Origin of the sequence: Micromonospora sp. NPDC047465, assembly GCF_040643125.1 — a bacterium.
Taxonomy (GTDB): domain Bacteria; phylum Actinomycetota; class Actinomycetes; order Mycobacteriales; family Micromonosporaceae; genus Micromonospora.
The window spans coordinates 75,085-95,897 of the sequence record NZ_JBEYTP010000017.1; the positions used below are offsets into that span (position 1 = coordinate 75,085).

The following is a 20,813-nucleotide window of genomic DNA, read 5'->3' on the forward strand; positions in this document are numbered from 1 at the left end:
CGTAGGTGTACGCCGTACACCCGTCAAGGCGGTTATGGTTTCCACCGTCGCCGGAAAGACGAGGACCGAGATGGCTGAGCAGGCTGACACGCTGCGCCGGACGCCGCTGAGCAGGACCCGGGTCCTGCGCGCCGCCGTCGCGCTCGCCGACGAGGCCGGGATCGAGTCCCTCAGCATGCGCAACCTCGCCCAGGATCTGGGCGTCGTGCCGATGGCCCTCTACAAGCACGTGGCCAACAAGGACGAACTGCTCGACGGCATGATCGACATGGTCGTCGGCGAGATCGACCCGCCGGTGCCCGACGCCGGCTGGAAGCACGTGGTCCGCGGGCGCATCCTCTCGGCGCGGCAGGTGCTGCGGCGCCACCCCTGGGCGCCGCTCGCGATCGAGTCGCGGAACATGGCGACGCCGGCCATCCTCGCCTACCTCGACTCGGTGGTCGGGACGTTGCGGGCCGGCGGGTTCTCCGCCGACCTCGCCCACCACGTGATGCACGCGATGGGCAGCCGGATCCTGGGCTTCAGCCAGGAACTGTTCGACGCCTCCCGGCGCGCCGGCCGGTCCGGCATCACCGACCCCGACCCGCCGGCGGCCCTACCACCGGAGGTCGCGGCCCGATTCCCGCACCTGGCCGAAATCGCCGGGGCGGCATCCCACGACGACGAGTCGGTGGTGGGGCAGGGCTGCGACGACCAGTTCGAGTTCGAGTTCGCGCTGGACCTGCTGCTGGACGGCATCGAACGGCTGCACCGGCAAGGCTGGACGTCGTCGCGCCGACCCCGGTGAGACGGTGAGCGGTTCCGGCTCGGCTGGCAGGGCCAGCAGTTCACGCATGGTTCTCGACTTGTTGGGCCTGGGCGTGACCCGCCATCGATAGCGTGCTCGCGACTTGACGTGAGAGGGAGATGGCATCCATGACAGAGCACATCGATCCGGGCCTGGCCCGTCGCGGCCTTCTCAAGCGTAGCCTCGTGACGGCAGCCGCACTCGCCGCGCTCGGCCCCCTGGAAGCTCTCAGCGCGCGTACCGCCGGCGCGGCACCGATGAGCAAGCGCCCGTCCAGCCCCGACTACGGTCCGCTCTACCCGACCAGGGACCACACCACGGGGCTGGAGTTGCTGGCCCTGCCCAAGGGCTTCGAGTACATCAGCTACGGCTGGACCGGCGACCTCATGTCGGACGGCGTGGCAACCCCGGGTTCGCACGACGGGATGGCCGCGTTCCGCCGCCCGGACGGCAAGATCGCGCTGGTCCGCAACCACGAGCGTGGCAGCTACACCGGTGCGTTCACCACACCGGCGTACAACCCGGCGGCTGGTGGCGGCACCTCCAACCTGGTGTTCGACCCGGACCAGGGCAAGTTCCTCGAGTCCTGGGGCAGCCTGTCCGGCACGATCCGCAACTGCGCTGGCGGGCCGACACCCTGGGGCACCTGGCTGACCTGCGAGGAGACCACCGAGATCGCCCCGGACGGCACTCGCCACGGGTACGTCTTCGAGGTCCCCTACGACCGCAAGGGTGACCCCCGTCCCATCAAGGCGATGGGGCGGTTCAGCCACGAGGCGGTCGCGGTCGACCCGAGGACCGGGATCGTCTACCTGACCGAGGACGCCACCCCGTCCGGCTTCTACCGCTACCTGCCCAACAAGGCGGGCGAGTTGTCCGCCGGCGGCGAACTGCAGATGCTCGTCGTGCAGACCCCGGACGGATCGTCGTACTCGACCTACGCCGACGGCACCGGCGTGGAGTACCGGACCTCCTGGGTCACGGTGCCCAACCCCGACTACGCCCCGGGCGAGACCCGCCCCGCGGTGCAGGGCGCCGCACTCGGCGCCGCCGTGTTCAAGCGGCTCGAGGGCGCCTGGTACGGCAACGACCGGGTCTACATCGTGTCCACCAGCGGCGGGCCGAAGGGCCAAGGCCAGGTCTTCGAGTACGACCCGCAGGCCGAGACGATGCGAGTGCTCTTCGCGTCGCCGGATGCCAGCGTGCTGAACAACCCCGACAACATCTGCGTCAGCCCGCGCGGCGGCATCGTGCTCTGCGAGGACGGCAGCGAGGGCGAATACCTGCACGGCCTGACCACCGACGGCGAGATCTTCCCGTTCGCGCTGAACCAGGTCGTGATCCCGGCTGGCGGGGTCCCCGGCAAGTCGGTCGCCCCCGGCGACTACGCCGGTTCCGAGTGGGCCGGGTCGACCTTCGATCCGAAGAACGGCAACTGGATGTTCGTCAACGCGCAGAGCCCCGGTATCACGTTCGCCATCACGGGCCCCTGGCGCAACGGTTCGCTCTGATGCGCTGATCGCGCCGGAGAGGCGGGTAGCCGCACGGGGGTTGCCCGGGAATCCCGGACAACCCCCGCCCCTTCCCCGCTACCCGAGCGGCTGCGCACCACGGGCATCGCGCTCGTCCAGGCCGGCCGGGCCCTGGCAGTCACGGATCGCCCAAGCCCGGAACCGCGGCCACCACCTTCCGGTGATCGATGTTCGGCAGCGGGCGGCGTCACTTTTTGTGACCCTGAACGGCGTGGGCACAGCACCCGGACATGAGACCGTTGAGCTGCGCGTGCACGGGGTTTCCGGCGCGTCGGCGGAGAAGATTCTCGACCACCCGATCGTGGTGCGCGTCGCCGGGGATCGGCACGCGGGGTTCTATCGGCCCCGGCCGGGAACCGGCGCGGCCGGCGGCGCCACCGCCGGGGTTGCCGTCGAGGCGTACCGCTGGGGCACGCTGACGGCCGGCGCCGCGGTGCGCACGGCGTCCATGCTGCTGCTGTTGCCGTTCATGCTGGGCAACCTCGCGATCTGGCTGCGCCCGACGCCGACCGACCGGTTCGGCCTGCTCGGCGCGCTGTGCCGCCTGCTCGCCGGCACCCTCACCGCCGCCTTCACGCTCTCGATCATCGGCGTCACGCTGAACCTCGTCGGCTGGCAGTGCGTGCCACACGTCGAGTGCCGGACCGGCCGGCCCCACCTGTCCTGGCTCGCCACGCTGCCGATGGGCCCGCGCCTGGCCGTGCTGTCGCTCATCCCACTGCTCGCACTCCGCCTGGTCTGGGCGATCGGCGCGCGCTCCGCCCGGGCGTTCGAGGGCTTCGGCCCGACCTCGGCCGAGCCACAGGCCTCGGAGATGACCGAGAGACTCACCACCCGCGGGTTCTGGGACGACGAGCGCGTCACCGCCTGGCTTCGCCAGATCCACGTCGGGATCAGCGCCGGCACGCTCGACGCCAGCCTGCTCGCCGCCCTGTCGGACGGCGGGCGGAGTCGGCCGGGCATGCTGCTGTTCGCCGCCGCCGCAGCCCTGGTGGCATTCTGCGCGGTGCTGCTCTGCCTGCCCGTGCCGGCCGGCCCCGCGCAGGCCCGTCGCCTCCTGCGCCCGCTGTGGGCAGCCACCGCCGGGGTGACCGTCCTGAGCCTCGGCTACGCCGCCCTCACCCGCGCGGCCCAGCCCGTGATCGGGCAGTTGCCGGGCTACGAGGGCAGCACCGGCGGCCTGGTCGCGGCACAGGGCATCCTGCTCGTGGCGATCGCCGTCGTCACGTTCGCCCGCCAGTGGACGCAGCCGACCGGGACCCGCCCGTTCCTGCGCGGACTCGGCACGCCCGTCGTGGCGGCGTTGTCGGTCAGCGTCGCCGCAGCCTTCACCGCCACCCTGGTCTTCCGGGTCGCCGACTACCTCGACCGCGGCTACATCCCCAATCCGATCCGGCCGAACCCGCCCGTCCTCGGCCCCCTGGAGCCGCCCGTCTCGTACTGGTGGGCCGCCCTCGCCGGACTCACCGCGCTGCTGATCATCACCGGGGTCACCACAGCTACGCTCGTGCTCAGTCGCCGCCGGCGGCAGACCCTGGCCGAGCGCGTCGTCGAACAGGACTACCCGCAGGTGCCCCTCGACGCGGTGCCCCGGCTACGCCTCGTGCGGGAGACCGTCGCCAAGTCGCACGTGACCGAGGAGCTGGCCCCGATCCTGGTCACGTTCTTCGTGATCTCCTCGCTGGGCCTGGCCACCATCACGCTGGACCTGATCGGGATCGGTCCCACTCAGCTCGCGGCAAAACTCAGTGGCCAACGCGACGGAACCGGCCTGCTCGTCGCTCACGTCACCGACGTGGCGATCTGGGTCATCAGCCTGCTCGTGATCGGCCTCATGATCCTCGGCTTCCGCTCGTACCGGTCGGCCGAGACCCGACGCCTCGTGGCGGTCCTGTGGGATCTGGGCACTTTCTGGCCCCGCACCGTCCACCCCTTCGCGCCCCCCTGCTACGCCGCCCGGGCAGTACCCGAACTGACCAAGCGGGTCTCCGCGCTCGCCGCGCAGGGCCCCGTGGTCATCTCCGGACACAGCCACGGTTCGGTCCTGGCCGCAGCCACCGTCCTGCAACTGCCGCCGACCGCCCTGCCCAGGGTCTCCCTGCTGACCCACGGCTCCCCGCTGCGCCGCATCTACGCCCGCCTCTACCCGGCCTACCTCGGCCAGCAGGCGCTGTGCGACCTGGGCGGGCGACTCGACTGGCGGTGGCGCAACCTCTGGCGGGACACCGACCCGATCGGTGGACCCATCTTCGAGCGCCGGGGTACAGAGCCACCATGCGACACCCCGGCAGCCGAATCGGTGGACATGCGGCTCCGCGATCCCCACGCCGTGACCATCGACCCGGCTGACACCGTGCCACCGCCCGTCGAGCGCCACTGGCCGTACCACACGCAGCCGCAATACCAGGCGGCCGTACGCGACCTCGCCGATCGGTCGGCCAGCAGCAACCCCTCGCTACGGTCATCCCCCTGAACTGGCGCGGGTTCACTCCGGCGCGAGCGAACGCCATATCCGGTCGGGCAGTACGCGGGCAGCCTGCCCGAGATCGATGCCCGGCACGCCGGCGAGCCACCGGCGCGCGGTCTCCGCCACCGGGCCGATCAGCAGCATCTCGATCAGAGGCTCCGGCAGGGTGGCGATCTCACCGGCCGCCATGCGCGGCGCCTTGGCCGCCGCCACCTGCTCGGCGTGCGCGGCCAGGTAGCCGGCGTAGGCCGAGGCGTGGATGAAGCGCGCTGCGGCCGTGTTGTCCTCGGTGAAGCGCAGGTAGGCCACGACGATGGCGCGGACGCCGGTGCGGGGGGTCCGGGCCCGGCTCAGCGCCGTGATCAACTCGTCGAACAGCGCCGCCATGCACCGGCTGTACAGCGCCGCGGTACGCCGCCAGGCTGCGCGGTGACCGCCACCATGACACTCCCTGACGGCACGCCGTTCCCCACCGCTACGGCTGCCTGCACCACGATCGGGTGCGGTGCGTCGCGGCCCACCCCCAGCTTCCCTCCCAACCGGTCCCGCGATCGCCATCGGGGTACGGATCACGATTCGCCGGCCTATCGATGGTGTTGGTGGAACGATGGAAGGCGTGGGAACTGCGAAAACTGCCATGCCTGCTGTCTCGCCGCTCGCTGGTGAGCCGATCAAGCGTGCCGATGCCGAGCGGCTCGCGGGAGTGCTGAAAGCATTCGCCGACCCGGCCCGACTGCGACTGCTCAGCCTGATCCAGTCCGCTCCGGAGGGCGAGGCGTCCGTCAGTGACCTCACCGCGCCGCTCAATCTCTCCCAGCCGACCGTGAGTCATCACCTTCGGATCCTCACCGAGGCCGGCCTGCTCGAGCGCGAGAAGCGCGGCGTCTGGGCGTACTACCGCCTGGTGCCGTCCGCGATCGCGGCGATAGCCGACCTGTTGACGCCGCCCCGCAAGCGGGCGACGAAGAAGGCCCGCTGAGCGGCGAAGAAGGCCCGCTGAGCGGCACTGTCGAGGACCGCGCCGTCGTAGCGCGCTGACAGGACGATCCGGTGCGGATCATCCCTCGCCTCGTGGATCCTCGCCGACGCCCGGACGGATCAACATGCGCCTCGTGCTGATCACCAGCGTCATCACCCGCAGCACCGACACAAGGCACCGGACCACCCGCGGCGGGCGGGGCACCGACTTGAGGCCGTTTGCGCACGGCCCACCCGGGAAGACGACGAGCGGAGTGGCGCGCGGAGCCGCCCGCGCCACCGCACCACGGGGAGGCCGACATGGGTGACCGGGAACGGCTGCACGAACTCCGCCAGCAGGCGCACAACGCGGGCATCGAGGGTAACTCCAAGATGACAGAGGAGCAGCTGCGCGAGGCCCTGCGGAGAGTCGGCAAGGGCGAACAGCCGCAGATGGCCAAACACCAGGCCAAGCGGTGACAGACGCGAACGGTGCCGGCACCCGTTGAAAGGCGGGCCGGCACCGCTCGCGGTTCTGAACTGATCGTTTTCCGGGTTCCCTGCCGCCCACCCGAAGACTCCCGACACACACCTCACCGGCCGCCCTGCCGCCCCCACACGGTCAGTACGGGCGTTCGAACGCCTGGCAGGGCCATGGCCCGCACCAGCCCAGCCTCCAGCCGACGGCATCTCCGGACGACCTACGACGGGCTCAGACCCCCGATGAGCCAGCGCGGCCATCCCACTGACGTGCGGTTTTGAACGCGGCCAGGCCCCTTCCCGGTAGGCGGTCGGGAAAGCCCGGACGGGCACTGCGGAAGGCCCGAGGACGGCCGAAGGCCGCCCACGGCAGGCCGTAGGCGGCGAGAATTGGTTCACGGAGCCGGAGGGACCTCATGCCCGACGTCCGGTACGGTCCCGCCGTGGACCTTCGATGTCGGCGAGCTGCCACCACGCGAGTAGTAGGCACTACCGCACTGCTGTCGGGCCTGCTGATCTCCGTGCTCACGATCTCCAGCGACTCAGGGCTGACCGAGCCGCACTTCCTCGCCGGGCTCCTTGTCCTCACAGGCATCGGACTGCGCATAGAGGCCGCGATCATGGCCTCCCGCGCGTAGCGCGAGCCCGGTTGGCCGCGAGCGGCCGATGCCCGCCGGAGGCCGCCAGCGGGCCGAGTGCGCCCAGCATGCCCGCACCTGCGCGGCGCCTTGATCCCGAACGGCCGTTTCGGCGGGTAAGTGGGCCTCCTGCCGGCGCCCGGGACGCCGGGGAAGCTCCGTTGCATGAGCGACGCCGCGCTCCCGCGCGCGGCCCTGCGGCAGCTCCGGGGCACCCAGGTCATCACCACCCTGTTGAGCTGCAGCCACGACCTGATGGTCACGCCTGCGACCGACTTTCCCTCCCTCCATCCAAAAGTTCCGATGGATCGATGGAAAGTGATAACGTCACCCATCGATCTTTTGATTCGCGGGAGCGTATCGACCGGTCCAGGGGAGAAAGTTGCACGGCTCTTCCCGCATGGGAGCCGCACCCACCAGGAGGAACCATGACCGCACCGAAACAACGGCGGCGTCGAGCCGCGCTCGCGGCCGCAGCCGCCGCTGCGGCGACCCTGCTCGCCGCGGCCCCCGTCACTCCGGCCACAGCCGCACCCGCCACCGCCGAAGTTCCGCCGCAGGAACCGGGCGTCACCCTGCGCTCGTACGACATGGGTGTCCCGCTGTCGGCGCTGTGCACCCTGAAGCCCGCGCAGACGCCGAACGTCGACAAGCTCATGCCGCAGATCAACTGGACCGCTACGGACGAGTTCGGCCTGTCCGACCGGTTCATCAGCCACGTGACCGCCAACCTCGCGGTGCCCACCGACGGTGACTACACGTTCCGGCTCACCAGCGACGACGGGTCACGCCTGACGATCGGCGACCAGCTCGTCGTCGACCACGACGGCCTGCACGGCGAGACCTCCCGGGAGGGATCGGTCACCTTGAGCGGCGGCCTGCACCCGTTGTTCGTCGAGTTCTTCGACAACGGCGGCGGTCAGGTGTTGCGGCTCGAGTGGCGGCGCCCCGGCGCCGACGGCTTCGAACTCGTGCCGACCTCCGCGCTGAGCACCGACGCAGGCGTCGTGCGCGTCACCGCCCCTGGCTGGAAGTACTGCGAGGGGGCAACCGACTCGGCCGGCGACGGCCTGCCCCTCGACCGGGTGCACCCCGGGTACACCCTCACCGACCTGCGTCCCGAGGGCTTCCGGCCGCAGGTCACCGGCATGGACTTCATGCCCGACGGGGACCTGGTCATCTCCACCTGGGGCGGCACCGACAACATGACCGGCGAGGTCTACGTGGTCGAGGGCGTCACCGGGAAGAGCGGCCCCGCGCAGGTGACCTACCGCAGGTTCGCCGAGGGGCTGCGCGAACCCCAGGGGGTGGCGGTGGTCGACGGGACCGTCTACGTCAGCCAGAAGCACGAGCTGACGGCCCTGCGCGACACCGACGGCGACGGCGTCGCGGATGACCACCGGACGGTTACGACCTGGCCGTGGGGCCGCAACTTCCACGAGTTCGCGTTCGGCCTGCTCCACCGGGACGGGTACTTCTATCTCAACCTGTCGGTCGCCATCAACTACGGCGGTGCCACCACGGTGCCCCAGCCCGCGCCGGACCGCGGCACCTCGATCAGGGTGAACGCCGCGACGGGCGAGATCACGTATGTCGCCGGGGGGCTGCGCACTCCGAACGGGATCGGTTGGGGTCCACGCGGCGAGGTCTTCGTCACGGACAACCAGGGGGGCTGGCTGCCGGCGTCCAAGCTGGTCGAGATCCAGCAAGGAGCGTTCTACAACCACTACACGACGCCGGCGGGTCGGTTCGACGACAAGCCGGTGACTCGTCCCGTCGTCTGGCTTCCGCAGAACGAGATCGGAAACTCGCCGTCCACCCCCGTGCTGCTGAAGCAGGGTCCGTACGCGGGGCAGCTGGTCGTCGGCGATGTGACCTACGGCGGCCTGCAACGAGTGTTCCTCGAAAAGGTCGAGGGGCAGTACCAGGGTGCGGTGTTCCGGCACACGCAGGGACTGGAGTCCGGCATCAACGAGGTGACCCTCGGCCCCGACGGCGCGCTCTACGTGGGAGGCCTGGGCGCCGGCGGCAACTGGGGTCAGGAGGGCAAGCTGACGTACGGCCTGCAGAAGCTCACGCCCAACGGCACCTCGGTCTTCGAGGTCAAGCAGATGCGCGCGTCGCATGTCGGGTTCGAGCTGGAGTACACCGAGCCGCTGTCGGCCGAGACCGCGCAGAAGCTCGCCGACGCGTACCAGGTGACGCAGTGGCGCTACGGTGCGACGAGCCAGTACGGCGGGCCCAAGCTCGAGCTGGAGACGCTCAAGGTGACCAAGGCCGAACTGTCGGCGGACGGCCGCACCGTCAAGCTGCGGATCGCGGGCCTGAAGGAGAACCGCGTGGTGCACGTGCGCTCCCCGCGTCCGTTCTCCTCGGCTGACGGCGAGGAGCTGTGGAACACTGAGGCCTGGTACACGCTCAACGAGATCCCGGGTCGCGTGGTGCAGCCGCAGACGTTCTTCGAGGCCGAGGAGGGCCGCACCGTCGGCGTCGGCATGGCCACCGACCACGCCGCCTACTCCGGTGCCGGCTTCGCCGCCGGGTTCGCCCAGAACGGCTCGTCGACCAGTATCTCCGTCGAAGTGCGGGAGAGCGGGACGTACGACCTGGCGATGCGCTACAGCAACGGCCCGAACCCCTACTCGGGCGAGAAGCAGCTGAGCATGTACGTCAACGGTGCACGAGTGGGGCGGACGGTCTTTCCCTCCACGGTGACCTGGAAGGAGTGGGGCACCGTCACCACCACCGTGCGCCTGGAGAAGGGCCGCAACCTGGTCGAGTACCGCAAGGAGGCCGCGGACTCCGGGCACGTGAACCTCGACGTGCTCGCCGTCCGGCCGCACGGCGAGCGCATCACGCTGTTCGACGGTGGAGAGCTCACCGAGTGGCAGCACAGCGACGGGCGCGAACCCGGATGGGCGGTTGCCGACGGCGCCATGACGGTGCGCAACGGGGACCTGCGCACAGTGCAGGCCTTCGGCGACTTCCGCCTGCACGTCGAGTTCAACCTGCCGCTGTACCCGCCGGACGTGACCGGCCAGGCACGCGCCAACAGCGGCGTGTACCTACAGGAGCGCTACGAGATCCAGGTGCTGGACTCGTTCGGCATCGACCCTCCACAGATCAACGACGCCGCGGCCATCTACAACCAGAAGGCCCCCGACGTGAACGCGGCGCTGCCGCCCCAGACCTGGCAGACGTACGACATCGTCTACCGGCAGGCCCGCTACGACGCGGCCGGCAACAAGGTCCAGAACGCGCGCGTCACCGTCGTGTGGAACGGCGTCACGGTGCACGACGACGTCGAGATCCTCGGCCCGACAGGAGGCAACCGCCCGGAGGGCCCGGCGACGGGCGCCATCCGGTTGCAGGACCACGGCAACCCCGTCCAATACCGCAACATCTGGATCGAGCCGCTCGACCTGTAGTTCCAGCGGCCAGAATGCGGACGGCCGGACCGGTACGCCGGCCCGGCCGACCGCCTGGCGGCCGCAGCAGCCACCCCGACGGCTCGGGTCGCCGTTCGTGGTGATGCCTGGCGGCGGGCCGGTCCGACGACCCCGAGCCGTCGGCCCGGCCCGCCACGCTCGGATCACACCGTCACGCGGACACGTGCGCCACCCCGGGCCGCCCGCTCTGCACGTGGACGCTCGCCCGCGTCGACACCGGCGCGCCCGGCGCGTTGACGAACGGCACCACCCGGTAGTCGGTGCGCATCTCGTCGCGGCCCAGGTGGCACACCTGGTACCCGCGCTGGGAGTTGTGGAACTTCATGTGCGGGTTCTCGGCCAGCCAGGTCACGCCGAGGCTGTCGTGGTCGGTCCCGTTGCCGCCCGAGCTGATCGACGTGCCGAGGAACTCGGTGCCGATCGTCCGCGACCCCGGGTCGGAGAAGTCCAGCTTGAGATCGGCGGCCACGCTGCGGTGGGCGTCACCGGTGACGACGAGGAAGTTCTCGACGTTCCGCTCCGCCACGCCGTCGAAGAGCCGCTGGCGCGCGGCGGCGTACCCGTCCCAGGTGTCCATGCCGTACCGCTCGGCCGGGCCTGCGGTGTGGTCGGCCTCCATGGCGAAGATCTGGTTGCCGAGCACGTTCCACCGTGCGGTGGACGCGGCGAGCCCGGCCAGCAGCCATGCCTCCTGCTCGGCGCCGAGCATCTGCCGCCTCGGGTCCCAGCGCAGCGACGCGTCGGTGAGCTGCCGGTCACGGAACCGCCGGGTGTCGAGCACGTCGAGCTGCAGCAGGTCGCCGAACTGCAGGCGCCGGTAGACCTGCATCTCCGGGCCCTGCGGCATCGACGACGCCCGCAGGGGCAGGTTCTCGTAGTACGCCTGGTACGCGGCGGCCCGGCGGAGCCGGAACACGGCTGGGTCCTGGTCCGGCTCGGTGTCCGGCTGGGAGTGGTCACCGGCCCAGTTGTTCTCCACGTCGTGGTCGTCCGGCGCCACCACCCAGGGCCCGGCGGCGTGCGCGGCCTGCAACGACGGGTCGAGCTTGTACTGGGCGTACCGGATCCGGTAGTCGGTCAGGGAGAACGTCTCGACGGCCGGGCAGTGGGCGCGGCCGATCGAGCCGGCGCCGCCGCCCTCATAGATGTAGTCGCCGAGGTGGACGACGAGGTCCAGGTCCTCGCGGGCCATGTGCTCGAACGCGGTGAAGTGGCCATCCGTGTAGGCCTGGCAGCTCGCGAACGCGAAGCTCAGCGACTGGAGCGCGGTCCCGGGGCGCGGTGCCGTGCGGGTACGGCCCACCGGGCTGACCTGGTCGGCGATACGGAACCGGTACCAGTACACGCGGTCCGGCCGCAGGCCGTGCACCTCGACGTGCACCGAGTACCCCCAGTCGGCCGTGGCGCGTTCGACGCCGCGACGCACCACCCGGCGGAAGTTCTCGTCCTCCGCCATCTCCCACCGCACCAGGACCGGGCGATCGGGCATGCCGCCGAGCCCGTCGAGGGCGAGCGGGTCCGGTGCCAGGCGGGTCCAGAGCACAACACCGTCGGACGTCGGGTCACCGGACGCCACACCGAGTGTGAACACGTAGCCCGGCAGGGTGACCCGGCTGTCCGAGGCGGTGGACGTCGCCGAAGCGGGCTCGGCGGCGAGGACCGCCGCACCCGCGGCGATACCGCCGAGAGCGAGAAAGCGACGTCGGGGCAGCGGGAGTGGGGAGTGTGACATGAGGCGTTGCCTTCCGGACAGGTCGGGCATCTGTTCCTCGACATCCCAACGGCCCGGTCTGACGCTCCCGGGAACGGGTGGTGAACGGAACGCATTTTGATGTGGGGTTTTCTGGTCACGTCGATCCCCGGGCGGTGACAGCCGACAACGGTCGCGCAACGTTCTCGTGTCGGTGGCCGGTCGCCGCTGGCGGATCGAGGAATCGCTCCAAGCCGCGAAGACCTGCCCTCGGACGGGAATTCGGGTCCGCCGTTCGGCTCGCGGGGCGCGCCGATAGGGCCAGCGAACCTCGACCGATTTCTGTATGGTGCCCGCCATGATCCGCACGCCCACATTTACCGCCGCCGCTGCCATACTGCTCGCCCTGACCGGATGCGGCGAAGACGGAGACAGCAGCACCTCTCCTGCGTCGGCGCCGACCACGCCCGCCCTGCTCGCATGCGGCGACCTCTTCAAGCCAGGTCAGAAGATCGAGCAAGCGGAGGCCGAACGCGGATGTCTCGACCGTTCCGGCGGCGTCCAGGTCGTCGGGGGGTTCCGCTGCGACGACGGCCGCGACCTGTGGGTGATGGACTCCTCGACGGGCGCGCCGGCCGGGTGGGGGTTCGGTGACAGCGAGTTCGTCGCGGTGCAGGACGCGGCGAGCGAATCCGGCTTCCAGAAGGCATACCAGATCTGCAAGCCGTAGCGCCGCACGCAGCACCCCGCATCCGCTGACCGAGGGCGTCACCGTCATGGTGACGCCCTCGGCACCCTGGTGGCGGTACCTGCTTCTGCTCATCGACCAACAGCTGGGGCCCGGCCGGGCCGGGCGGACGGACCGCGCGGAGCTGACGCTCCGGTGCCTTCGCCGTTACCGTGAGGGCTGTCGCCAGGAGGAGGAGGTACGGACATGTCGGAGCGGCATCCCGCGCTCGCGCGACTCGCCCCCCTCGTCGGCCGGTGGACGGTGCAGCCGAAGGTCCAGGGCCTCGGTGCCGGGTGGACGAACTTCTCCTGGGTCGAGGGCGGCAGTTTCCTGCGGCAGTTCTCCGACGCCGAGCCGCCGCCGGCCAGCGCACCGCGAGCCTGGCGAGAGAACAACCCGTTGCCCACGACGTCGCTGATCGGGCTCGACGACGCCGGCGGGGAGTTCACCATGCTGTACGCCGACGCGCGCGGCGTGCACCGGGTCTACCGGATGACCTTCGGCGACGGCGTCTGGCGGCTGACGCGGGACGCCCCCGGCTTCAACCAACGCTTCACCGGCACGCTCAGCCCGGACGGCGACACCATCGACGGGCAATGGGAGACGTCCGAGAACGGTGTCGACTGGCGGCTCGACTTCGAGCTGACGTATCGCCGCTGACCAGCCGGCCGAGCCCGCTCGCGTGGCTGATCGGCTACGCGGTCGGCGCTTCGGACAGGTTGCGGTCGATGTGGTCGGCGTGGAACAGGGCTTGCCGGAGGAGCCGCCGAACGTGCTCGTCGGCGGCGGAGTAGTAGACGAACGTTCCCTCGCGACGTCCCTTGACCAGCCCGGCGAGGCGGAGCTTGGCCAAATGCTGACTGACTGCCGTGGGGGCCGCTCCGGCCAGTTCAGCAAGGCAGGCGACGGACGATTCGCCCTGCAGGAGCGCCCAGAGGACCTTGATCCGGGTGGGGTCGGCCAGGAGTCGGAACGTCTCGGCCGCCAGATGCACCTGCTCCTCGTTGGGCATGTCGAAGTCGGGCAGCGACGTGTGCATGGCCTGAGCATACCGACCATCCCGCTATTTGCGTATCTGCATGACTGCGCATATAAGATGCCTGAGTGACGACGAGCGTGGAGAACCCGTCCACCGCCCAGCCCGTGCATCCGGTCCCGACGCGTCGGGCTGGTCAGCGGCGGACAGCCCTGTGGTCGCTGCGGGAGGTCCGCTGGGCTGCCGCGGCGACCGGCCTGTTCGGGCTGGGTCTGCTGACCCAACTGTCCCCCGCTCCGAGTTGGGCGTGGTGGGCGTTGTATCTGGCCTGCTACGTCGCCGGCGGGTGGGAGCCGGGCTGGGCGGGCGTGCAGGCGCTGCGCGAGCGCAAGCTCGACGTCGACCTGCTGATGGTCCTGGCGGCGGTCGGCGCGGCGGCCATCGGGCAGGTTCTCGACGGGGCGTTGCTCATCGTCATCTTCGCCATCTCCGGCGCGCTGGAAGCCACCGCCACCAAACGCACAGAGGACTCCGTCAACGGCCTGCTCGACCTCGCGCCCGACACAGCCACCCGCCTCACCGCGACCGGTCAGGAGACCGTCGAAGCCGCCGACCTGCACGTGGGAGACGTCATCCTGGTTCGCCCCGGCGAGCGGATCGGTGCCGACGGCGAGGTCACCCACGGCGCGAGCGAGGTCGACCAGGCCACCATTACCGGCGAGCCGCTGCCCGTGGACAAGCACCCCGGCGACGAGGTGTTCGCCGGCACCCTCAACGGCACGGGTGCGCTCGGCGTCCGCGTGACCCGTCCGGCCGGCGACACGGTCATCGCCCGGATCGTCGCCATGGTCGCCGAGGCCAGCGGGACGAAAGCCCGCGTGCAGCTGTTCATCGAGAAGATCGAACAGCGCTACTCCGTGGGCATGGTCGCCGCCACGATCGCCCTCTTCGTGATCCCGTTGGCGCTGGGTGCCGAGCTACAACCGACGCTGCTGCGCGCGATGACCTTCATGATCGTCGCCTCCCCGTGCGCGGTGGTGCTGGCCACCATGCCGCCGCTGCTGTCCGCGATCGCCAACGCCGGCCGGCACGGTGTGCTGGTCAAGTCCGCCGTGGTGATGGAACAACTCGCCACCGCCACGCGGATCGCGTTCGACAAGACCGGCACCCTCACCGAAGGCACCCCGCACCTGACCGACATCCGGCTCCTGCCCCACGCCAGCCTCACCGAAGACCGACTGCTCGCCCTCGCCGCCGCTGCCGAGAGCTCGTCTGAGCATCCCCTCGCCCGCGCTGTCGTCGCAGCCGCCCGCGATGCACAGCTCCCGCTACCCCCGTCGGACGCCTTCACCTCGGCTCCCGGGCGCGGCGTCACCGCCCACGTCGACGGCTACCAGGTCGACGTCGGCAGCCCCGTCGGACTCCTCAAGAGCCACGACGACTCACTACGTGCCATCGTCGACGAGCTGGAGCAGGCGGGCCGAACAGCGGTCGTGGTCCGGGTCGATGGCGAACCCGTCGGCGTGTTGGGCCTCGCCGACAAGCTCCGCGCGGACGCCGCCGCAACGGTCGCGCAACTCACCGCGGTGACCGGAGCGCGCCCGCTGCTCCTGACCGGCGACAACGAACGCGCCGCCCGACGGCTCGCCGCCGAAATCGGCATCACCGACGTCCGCGCCGGCCTGCTCCCCCAGGACAAGGTCACCGCGGTGCGCGAACTGGAAAACCACGGGGACCGCGTGGTCCTGGTGGGCGACGGCGTCAACGACGCCCCCGCCCTGGCCGCCGCCCACGTCGGCGTCGCAATGGGACGCGCCGGCGCCGACCTCGCGCTCGACACCGCCGACACCGTCATCACCCGCGACGAACTCGCCACCCTGCCCGCCGTCATCCAGCTGGCCCGCCGCGCCCGCCGGCTCGTCATCGCGAACCTCGCCATCGCCGGAACCTTCATCGCCGTCCTGGTCGCCTGGGACCTCATCGGCACGCTGCCCCTGCCGCTCGGCGTGGCCGGCCATGAAGGCTCCACCATCATCGTCGGCCTCAACGGCCTCCGCCTGCTCCGCCGCGCCGCCTGGAATCGGGCAGCTCGCACCGTCAGCGGTTCTGTGCCGGTGCGGCGATACCCTCCTCGATGGCCAGCCGGGTCAGCTCCGGCCGACGACGACGCCCCGTCTTCTCCCGGATCCGGTCGAGGTGGGATCGGACGGTACGGACGCTGATCGCCAACGCCTCCGCGATGTCCTGGTCCCGTTCGCCGGCTGCCAGCAGCGACAGCACCTGACGTTCCCGGTCGGACAACGGCACCCGGTACAGCGGCTGCCGTCCCCGGGACGAGTCCAGCAGGATCGAGGCCAGGGTCGGCGACACGTAGGTGTTGCCGGCGGCGATCTCCCGTACCGCCCGGAGGATCTCGTCGGCGTCGGCGTCCTTGGTCAGGTAGCCACGGGCCCCGGCGGCGATCGCCCCGAGCACGTCGGACTGGTCACCGTGCGCGGACACCACCAGCACCCGGTGGCCCATCCCGGTGACCGCGACCACCGCCGCCGCGTCGCGTACCCCCGGCAGCCGCAGATCGAGGATCGCCACTCCCCCGCCGGGCTGCCGGTACGCCGCGAACTCCTCCACCGACTTGGCGGTCACCCTGACCTGGACATCCGGTGCGTCCCCGAGCGCCCGGACCAGCGCGGCCCGGTAGAGGGGGTGGTCCTCCACCACCGACACCTCGATCGTCGGCACGCCGGTCACCGGGGCTCCCCCGCGCCGGTGGCCGGGGTGGTGACGCCCGGCGTGGCTGGCCGTCGGGCGGCGGCCGGGTCCAGCACGGGGCCGACGGGGAACAGCGCCAGCACGGTCGGTGGCACCGGTGTGGGCCGAACCGTCCCGTACCCGAGCGCCTTGAGCGCGTCGCCGTCCGGTACCGGATACCGCACGCCCTGGTCGGTGAGAAGGAAGACGGTGCCGAGGGCGGCCTGCGGCGTCGGTCGCTCGCGCACCACCGCGGCCCGACCGGCCGGTACGAACACTCTGTCGGCTCGCGTACCACCGCCGGCTGCCAGCGGCTCCGCCCCGGCCGGCACGCCGGTGGCGGCGCCCAGCCTGACCACCGCCCGATCGCCGTCCACCGTCGCACACACCGCGGCCCCTTCCTGCGGCGCCTCGGCCGGCGGGGCGAGTCGGGCCGGATAGTCGGCGGCCTTACCGGCCACCGGCCGCGACTGCGCCACGTCGGCCGGCGTCACCGGAATCTCGCGCGCCGCGCCACCCGGGTACGCCGCCCGGTTGGCCGGATTGCCGAGCACCAGCGCCGCCTCGGTCTGCCCGATCGGCAGCAGCCCGTCGGCGCGGACCAGGTAGTAGCGGGGTTCGGTGCCGACGGTCGTGGCGGCGAGCACCTGGCCGACCCGGGTGCTCCGGTCACCGATCCGCGGCCCGGCGGCGCCTACCCCCGCCACCGTGATCAGTCGCAGGTCCGGGCCAGCGATCACCGCGCTCAGCCAGGCCGCGCTGACCGGCAGCGGGCGTACCGCGTCGTAGCCGAGGGCCACCGCCGTGGCCGAGTCGGTGATCCGGTGCCGGCGACCGGCCACCAACGCGTGCTCGGTACCGTCCGGGCCGGCGACCAGCAACGCGGTCGCCGCGTCCACCTCGACGCCCACCGGCGGAACCCCGGCCAGCGCCGTGGTGACCGGCGCGGTGCCCGCCGGCCGACCGTCGGCGGTCTGCGCACAGACGGTGAACGGCCCGGTCGTCAGCCGATCCCGGCCCGGCAACGACGCCGGCGCGCCCGGTATCCCGAGCGGGACGCCGCGCGGCGCACGTGCCAGCGACTTGCTCGACACCCGGCTGGTGGCGGTGCCGTCACCGCCCGCGAGCAGGCGCGCGGAGGCGTAGTTGAGCATCGGGTGCAGCAGCCCGTCGGTGCCCATCACGTACGCCGCTCCGGTGTCCTTGTCGATCACCACCTGGCCGGGCTTGCGCCAGTCGGTGTTCGCCCCGGGCCGCAGAAAGCCGTACACACCGAAGCCGGCGGTCACCAGCAGGGCCACCGCCGCGCCGAGCGCACACCCGATGACCAGACGGCGACTCGGCGACACCGGGTGGTTGGCGTCACCGACCTGCAGCGCCGAGACGAGCCGGCGGCGAAGGAACTGGTACGCCTGTAGTTGGTCCCGCTGTGTCCACATCAGTTGGTCCCCGCCATGGTGCGATGCACGCCCGGTGCACTAGAACTACGGATATAAGGTACGGATCGCCGACGAGATCGAGCCCAAGGAGCCGAGCCATGCCGCCAGCCGCACCGGCCACCGCACCGCCCCTCGATTCCACCCGGCAGCGGAGTGCGCCGCCGATGCCCGTACCACCGGTGGGGCCGCGCACCCTGCGCGGGCTCGGCGTCGGCCGGCTGATGCTCTGGCAGACCGCGGTGCTGGGTGCGGTCGCGGCCGGCGGACCGTCCGGTGCGGCCGGCGGCACCCTCACCGGGGTGGCGGCGGGCGTGGTGCTCGCTACCGGGGTGCGCTGGCGCGGCCGGTGGCTGTCCGACTGGGTGGTGGTCCGGCACCGCTTCCGGCGCCGCGCCGGAAATGCCCTGCCGGCCCTGCCCGGCCTGCGGACCCGGACCGACGCGGACCGGGCGGGTAACCGGATCGGGCTGGCCGGTGACGGCACGTCGTGGAGCGCGCTGCTGCGCGTCGAACCCGACGGTGACCTCGACGACCTGCTGCGCCGGCTGCTGTCCCACTACGACGACCCCGATCTGCCGCTGGCCGGCGCGCAACTGGTCGACTGGACCTCGCCGGGCACCGGCAACGCGGCGCGCTGGATCGCCATCCGGCTCGACCCCGAGACGGCCACCCGGGCGGTACGGGCCCGCGGCGGCGGCCGGATCGGTGCGGTACGTGCCGCGGGCACCGCCGCGCTGCGGCTCGCCGCCGACCTGCGCGCCGGCGGGCACCAGGTCACCGCGCTCGACGGCGGTCAACTGCGCGACGCGTGGGCCGCCGTGCTCGGTGTCGATCCGCGGCGCGCGGACGACCCGGGCACGGAGACCTGGCACTACTGGTCGCTGGGCATGCTGCACCAGGTCTGCTTCCGGCCACGCCGAGCCGCCCGGAGCCTGAGCGAGGTGGCCACGCTGCTTCGCCGGCACGCCGTCACACCGGCGCTGGTCAGTGCCGTGTCGGTACGGTGGGACCGGCAACGCGGCGGCGGCACCCGCAGCACGGCGCTGATCCGGCTCGGGGTGCCCGCCGGACCAGCCCGGGAGGCGGTCGCCGAGGCGGTCGGGAAGGCCACCGCCGGCTTCGACCGGGACCTGGTCCCACTGGACGGGGCACATGCCGAGGCGGCCTGGGCCACGCTGCCGCTGGCTGGCCTGCCAGTGGGTTAGCCGCCCCATGCGCGTGCCGCGCCGTAGATGTCGAGCACCGCGCCCGCCACCGGCACCAGACTGAGCAGCGCCAGGAACTCGACCACGTCGAGCAGCCGGCCCCAGTACGGCGACGGTGTCCTGGCGGCGGCCCGGACCGCGTACGTCCCGCAGACCACTCCGGTCACCAGGAGCAGCCCGGCGAGGAGCAACCGCGTTCCGGGCCCGCCGGCCAGGCTCGCCCGAGCCGTCAGGCCGAGCACCGACGCGGCACCCGCCAGCAACAGGGCGGCCCGCTGGCCGACGCCGACGTAGGCCCGGGCGCGGAGCAACAGCGCTACGCCGGCCAGACCGGCCAGCGCCCACGCCCAGCGACCGCCGCTCCACAGCAGTATCCCGGCGCAACCGGCCACGATGACCGCCAGGCCGCAGAGCAGACCGGTCAGGATCCGTTCGGCGGCCTCGGTGTCCGCGACCACCTCGGGTCCGAGCGTGGGCCGCTCGTCCCCCCGGAACGCCTCCATGTCGGTCGGTACCCCGGGCAGCGGCAGCCGGCCGAGCCGAAGCGCGAGCATCGGCAGCGCCGGACTGGCCACCACGGCCACGCAACAGGTGACCGCCGCGACCGAAGCGGGCGAGGAGGCGGTGAGCAGGTCGGCGAGCGCGCCGAGACTACCCACCGCGGCAGCCACCGCGGCGGCGGCGAACCGCTGCTCCGCCACCACCACGGCGGCCACCGCCGTGTAAAAAGTGGCCGCCGCGCCGGCCAGCGCCAGTCGACCCGCGGTCAGCTCCATCGCCGCGCCCAGGCCACCGATCGCCGACAGCCCGCCGATCATCGCCGCCGGTACGCCACCGGCGGCCACCGCCGCGCCTAGACCTCGCTCGCCGAACGCCCGCGACAACGCTCCGCTGGCAAGCAGCAGTATCAGGGCCAGGATGCCGGACAGCAGCGCGACGGTCGACGCGGCGAGCCCGCTGTAGCCGACCGCGACCGCGACCGCGGTGAAGGCCAGCGCGGCGACCGCACCGCCGACCTTTCGGGACGCCGATGCCCGCCACACCCCGGGCCGGTCCGCGGCGGCGCTCGCGATGGCGTCCACCACGTCGTCGAAGAGCATCGGGGTGGCCCGTCGGTCGACCGTGTCCAGGTAGAGCACCTCGCCGTCGCGCACCCCGGCGCCGCTGACGGTGACCGCACCGTCCAACGGCGGCCCACCGAAGCGACGCAGTTCCCAGCCGACCCCGCCGGCCCGATCGGCCCGGTCGGCGTTGGTCGCCAGCAGCCGGACCAGTTGCGGAAGCAGCTCCGCCACCGTGCTCTGTATCGGCAACGACACGTCGAGACGGGCGTGGGGAGCTACCACGGTGACCCGCCGAGGGGCAACCGCAGTGGTCACTGCTGCGCCTCGCCGAGCAGCGGGGCGTACTTCGCCTCGTTGGCCGCCGCCAGCTTGGCCAGGCCGTCGTTCACCGCCTCCAACACGAGTTGACCGAGGGTGTGCGCGTCGTAGCGACGCATCACCTGCGGGTCGATGGTCACCTCGGTGAACCGGCCGTCACCCTTGAGCTTCACGGTGACGTCGCCGTTGCCGGCGTACGCGGTCAGCTCCATCGTCGCCACCGAGCGCTGGATCTCCTCGATCCGCTGTTGCTGCTCACGCACCTGGGCGAGCAGATCCTCGATCGCCGGTTCCATCTGTCGTCTTCCCTCCGGTGTCACCGCTACCCGCCCG

Annotated in this window: 16 protein-coding genes and 1 pseudogene; 10 read left to right on the plus strand and 7 right to left on the minus strand. The window is 71.7% G+C overall.

Annotated features, from left to right (window positions below):
• The first annotated feature begins 70 nt into the window (after positions 1-70).
• From ABZ793_RS17515 to ABZ793_RS17525, 3 genes are all read left to right on the plus strand, one after another.
• The gene (locus tag ABZ793_RS17515; protein WP_357458060.1) at positions 71-787 is read left to right on the plus strand and encodes a TetR/AcrR family transcriptional regulator C-terminal domain-containing protein; all 717 of its coding nucleotides are present in this window, start codon (positions 71-73) and stop codon (positions 785-787) included.
• Positions 788-972: 185 nt separating this feature from the next.
• Positions 973-2,298, plus strand: coding sequence for an alkaline phosphatase PhoX (locus ABZ793_RS17520; protein WP_357458063.1), 1,326 nt, complete (start codon positions 973-975; stop codon positions 2,296-2,298).
• Positions 2,299-2,530: 232 nt separating this feature from the next.
• A complete protein-coding gene (locus ABZ793_RS17525; protein ID WP_357458065.1) occupies positions 2,531-4,792 on the plus strand; it encodes a hypothetical protein in 2,262 nt (753 codons plus the stop codon).
• 12 nt (positions 4,793-4,804) lie between these two features.
• Here ABZ793_RS17525 and ABZ793_RS17530 read toward each other — a convergent pair whose 3' ends face one another.
• On the minus strand, positions 4,805-5,173 hold the full coding sequence (locus ABZ793_RS17530; RefSeq protein ID WP_357458068.1) for a hypothetical protein: 369 nt from the start codon (positions 5,171-5,173) through the stop codon (positions 4,805-4,807).
• Positions 5,174-5,393: 220 nt separating this feature from the next.
• Here ABZ793_RS17530 and ABZ793_RS17535 point away from each other — a divergent pair, with 220 nt between their 5' ends.
• The 3 genes from ABZ793_RS17535 (at position 5,394) to ABZ793_RS17545 (ending at position 10,289) form a co-directional block, all read left to right on the plus strand.
• Entirely contained in the window at positions 5,394-5,765 is a 372-nt protein-coding gene (locus ABZ793_RS17535) for a metalloregulator ArsR/SmtB family transcription factor (protein ID WP_357458070.1), read from the plus strand.
• Positions 5,766-6,064: 299 nt separating this feature from the next.
• The gene (locus ABZ793_RS17540; RefSeq protein WP_357458072.1) at positions 6,065-6,223 is read left to right on the plus strand and encodes a hypothetical protein; all 159 of its coding nucleotides are present in this window, start codon (positions 6,065-6,067) and stop codon (positions 6,221-6,223) included.
• A 1,066-nt stretch (positions 6,224-7,289) separates the two neighbouring features.
• Entirely contained in the window at positions 7,290-10,289 is a 3,000-nt protein-coding gene (locus tag ABZ793_RS17545; RefSeq protein ID WP_357458074.1) for a family 16 glycoside hydrolase, read from the plus strand.
• Positions 10,290-10,461: 172 nt separating this feature from the next.
• Here the strand turns inward: ABZ793_RS17545 and ABZ793_RS17550 are convergent, their stop codons facing one another.
• Positions 10,462-12,042: an alkaline phosphatase D family protein gene (locus tag ABZ793_RS17550; protein WP_357458076.1), complete on the minus strand. Its 1,581-nt coding sequence runs from the start codon at positions 12,040-12,042 to the stop codon at positions 10,462-10,464.
• 316 nt (positions 12,043-12,358) lie between these two features.
• Here ABZ793_RS17550 and ABZ793_RS17555 point away from each other — a divergent pair, with 316 nt between their 5' ends.
• Both ABZ793_RS17555 and ABZ793_RS17560 read left to right on the plus strand, forming a co-directional pair.
• Complete coding sequence (locus ABZ793_RS17555) at positions 12,359-12,730, plus strand: hypothetical protein (protein ID WP_357458079.1); 372 nt, start codon at positions 12,359-12,361, stop codon at positions 12,728-12,730.
• 204 nt (positions 12,731-12,934) lie between these two features.
• On the plus strand, positions 12,935-13,390 hold the full coding sequence (locus ABZ793_RS17560) for a hypothetical protein (protein ID WP_357458081.1): 456 nt from the start codon (positions 12,935-12,937) through the stop codon (positions 13,388-13,390).
• 34 nt (positions 13,391-13,424) lie between these two features.
• Here the strand turns inward: ABZ793_RS17560 and ABZ793_RS17565 are convergent, their stop codons facing one another.
• Positions 13,425-13,769, minus strand: a complete 345-nt coding sequence (locus tag ABZ793_RS17565) for a metalloregulator ArsR/SmtB family transcription factor (protein ID WP_357458084.1) — start codon at positions 13,767-13,769, stop codon at positions 13,425-13,427.
• Positions 13,770-13,873: 104 nt separating this feature from the next.
• On the opposite strand from ABZ793_RS17565, the gene ABZ793_RS17570 reads away from it, so the two are divergent.
• Positions 13,874-15,928, plus strand: coding sequence for a heavy metal translocating P-type ATPase (locus tag ABZ793_RS17570; protein WP_357458186.1), 2,055 nt, complete (start codon positions 13,874-13,876; stop codon positions 15,926-15,928).
• On the opposite strand, the pseudogene ABZ793_RS17575 reads toward ABZ793_RS17570, so the two are convergent.
• Together ABZ793_RS17575 and eccB are read right to left on the minus strand one after the other, a co-directional pair.
• A pseudogene (locus ABZ793_RS17575) lies at positions 15,903-16,454 on the minus strand (response regulator transcription factor); the annotation flags it as partial. The gene ABZ793_RS17570 and the pseudogene ABZ793_RS17575 sit on opposite strands and share 26 nt — an antisense overlap.
• Positions 16,451-17,893: a type VII secretion protein EccB gene (gene eccB, locus ABZ793_RS17580; protein WP_357458087.1), complete on the minus strand. Its 1,443-nt coding sequence runs from the start codon at positions 17,891-17,893 to the stop codon at positions 16,451-16,453. The pseudogene ABZ793_RS17575 and the gene eccB, both read right to left, overlap by 4 nt.
• Positions 17,894-18,057: 164 nt before the next feature.
• On the opposite strand from eccB, the gene ABZ793_RS17585 reads away from it, so the two are divergent.
• Positions 18,058-19,098: a type VII secretion protein EccE gene (locus ABZ793_RS17585; RefSeq protein WP_357458090.1), complete on the plus strand. Its 1,041-nt coding sequence runs from the start codon at positions 18,058-18,060 to the stop codon at positions 19,096-19,098.
• Here ABZ793_RS17585 and eccD read toward each other — a convergent pair.
• Together eccD and ABZ793_RS17595 are read right to left on the minus strand one after the other, a co-directional pair.
• Complete coding sequence (eccD, locus tag ABZ793_RS17590; protein WP_357458093.1) at positions 19,095-20,477, minus strand: type VII secretion integral membrane protein EccD; 1,383 nt, start codon at positions 20,475-20,477, stop codon at positions 19,095-19,097. The genes ABZ793_RS17585 and eccD overlap by 4 nt on opposite strands.
• A complete protein-coding gene (locus tag ABZ793_RS17595) occupies positions 20,474-20,776 on the minus strand; it encodes a YbaB/EbfC family nucleoid-associated protein (RefSeq protein ID WP_357458095.1) in 303 nt (100 codons plus the stop codon). The genes eccD and ABZ793_RS17595 overlap by 4 nt, the downstream gene beginning before the upstream one ends.
• Positions 20,777-20,813 lie beyond the last annotated feature (37 nt).

Excerpts from the sequence above, each read along its gene's own strand:
- ABZ793_RS17595 (WP_357458095.1), bottom strand. The coding sequence starts at position 20,776 with ATGGAACCGGCGATCGAGGATCTGCTCGCCCAGGTGCGTGAGCAGCAA.
- ABZ793_RS17530 (WP_357458068.1), bottom strand. The coding sequence starts at position 5,173 with ATGGCGGCGCTGTTCGACGAGTTGATCACGGCGCTGAGCCGGGCCCGG.
- ABZ793_RS17565 (WP_357458084.1), bottom strand. The coding sequence starts at position 13,769 with ATGCACACGTCGCTGCCCGACTTCGACATGCCCAACGAGGAGCAGGTG.
- ABZ793_RS17535 (WP_357458070.1), top strand. The coding sequence starts at position 5,394 with ATGGAAGGCGTGGGAACTGCGAAAACTGCCATGCCTGCTGTCTCGCCG.
- eccB (WP_357458087.1), bottom strand. The coding sequence starts at position 17,893 with ATGTGGACACAGCGGGACCAACTACAGGCGTACCAGTTCCTTCGCCGC.
- ABZ793_RS17550 (WP_357458076.1), bottom strand. The coding sequence starts at position 12,042 with ATGTCACACTCCCCACTCCCGCTGCCCCGACGTCGCTTTCTCGCTCTC.
- ABZ793_RS17585 (WP_357458090.1), top strand. The coding sequence starts at position 18,058 with ATGCCCGTACCACCGGTGGGGCCGCGCACCCTGCGCGGGCTCGGCGTC.
- ABZ793_RS17540 (WP_357458072.1), top strand. The coding sequence starts at position 6,065 with ATGGGTGACCGGGAACGGCTGCACGAACTCCGCCAGCAGGCGCACAAC.
- ABZ793_RS17555 (WP_357458079.1), top strand. The coding sequence starts at position 12,359 with ATGATCCGCACGCCCACATTTACCGCCGCCGCTGCCATACTGCTCGCC.
- ABZ793_RS17515 (WP_357458060.1), top strand. The coding sequence starts at position 71 with ATGGCTGAGCAGGCTGACACGCTGCGCCGGACGCCGCTGAGCAGGACC.
- ABZ793_RS17560 (WP_357458081.1), top strand. The coding sequence starts at position 12,935 with ATGTCGGAGCGGCATCCCGCGCTCGCGCGACTCGCCCCCCTCGTCGGC.
- ABZ793_RS17545 (WP_357458074.1), top strand. The coding sequence starts at position 7,290 with ATGACCGCACCGAAACAACGGCGGCGTCGAGCCGCGCTCGCGGCCGCA.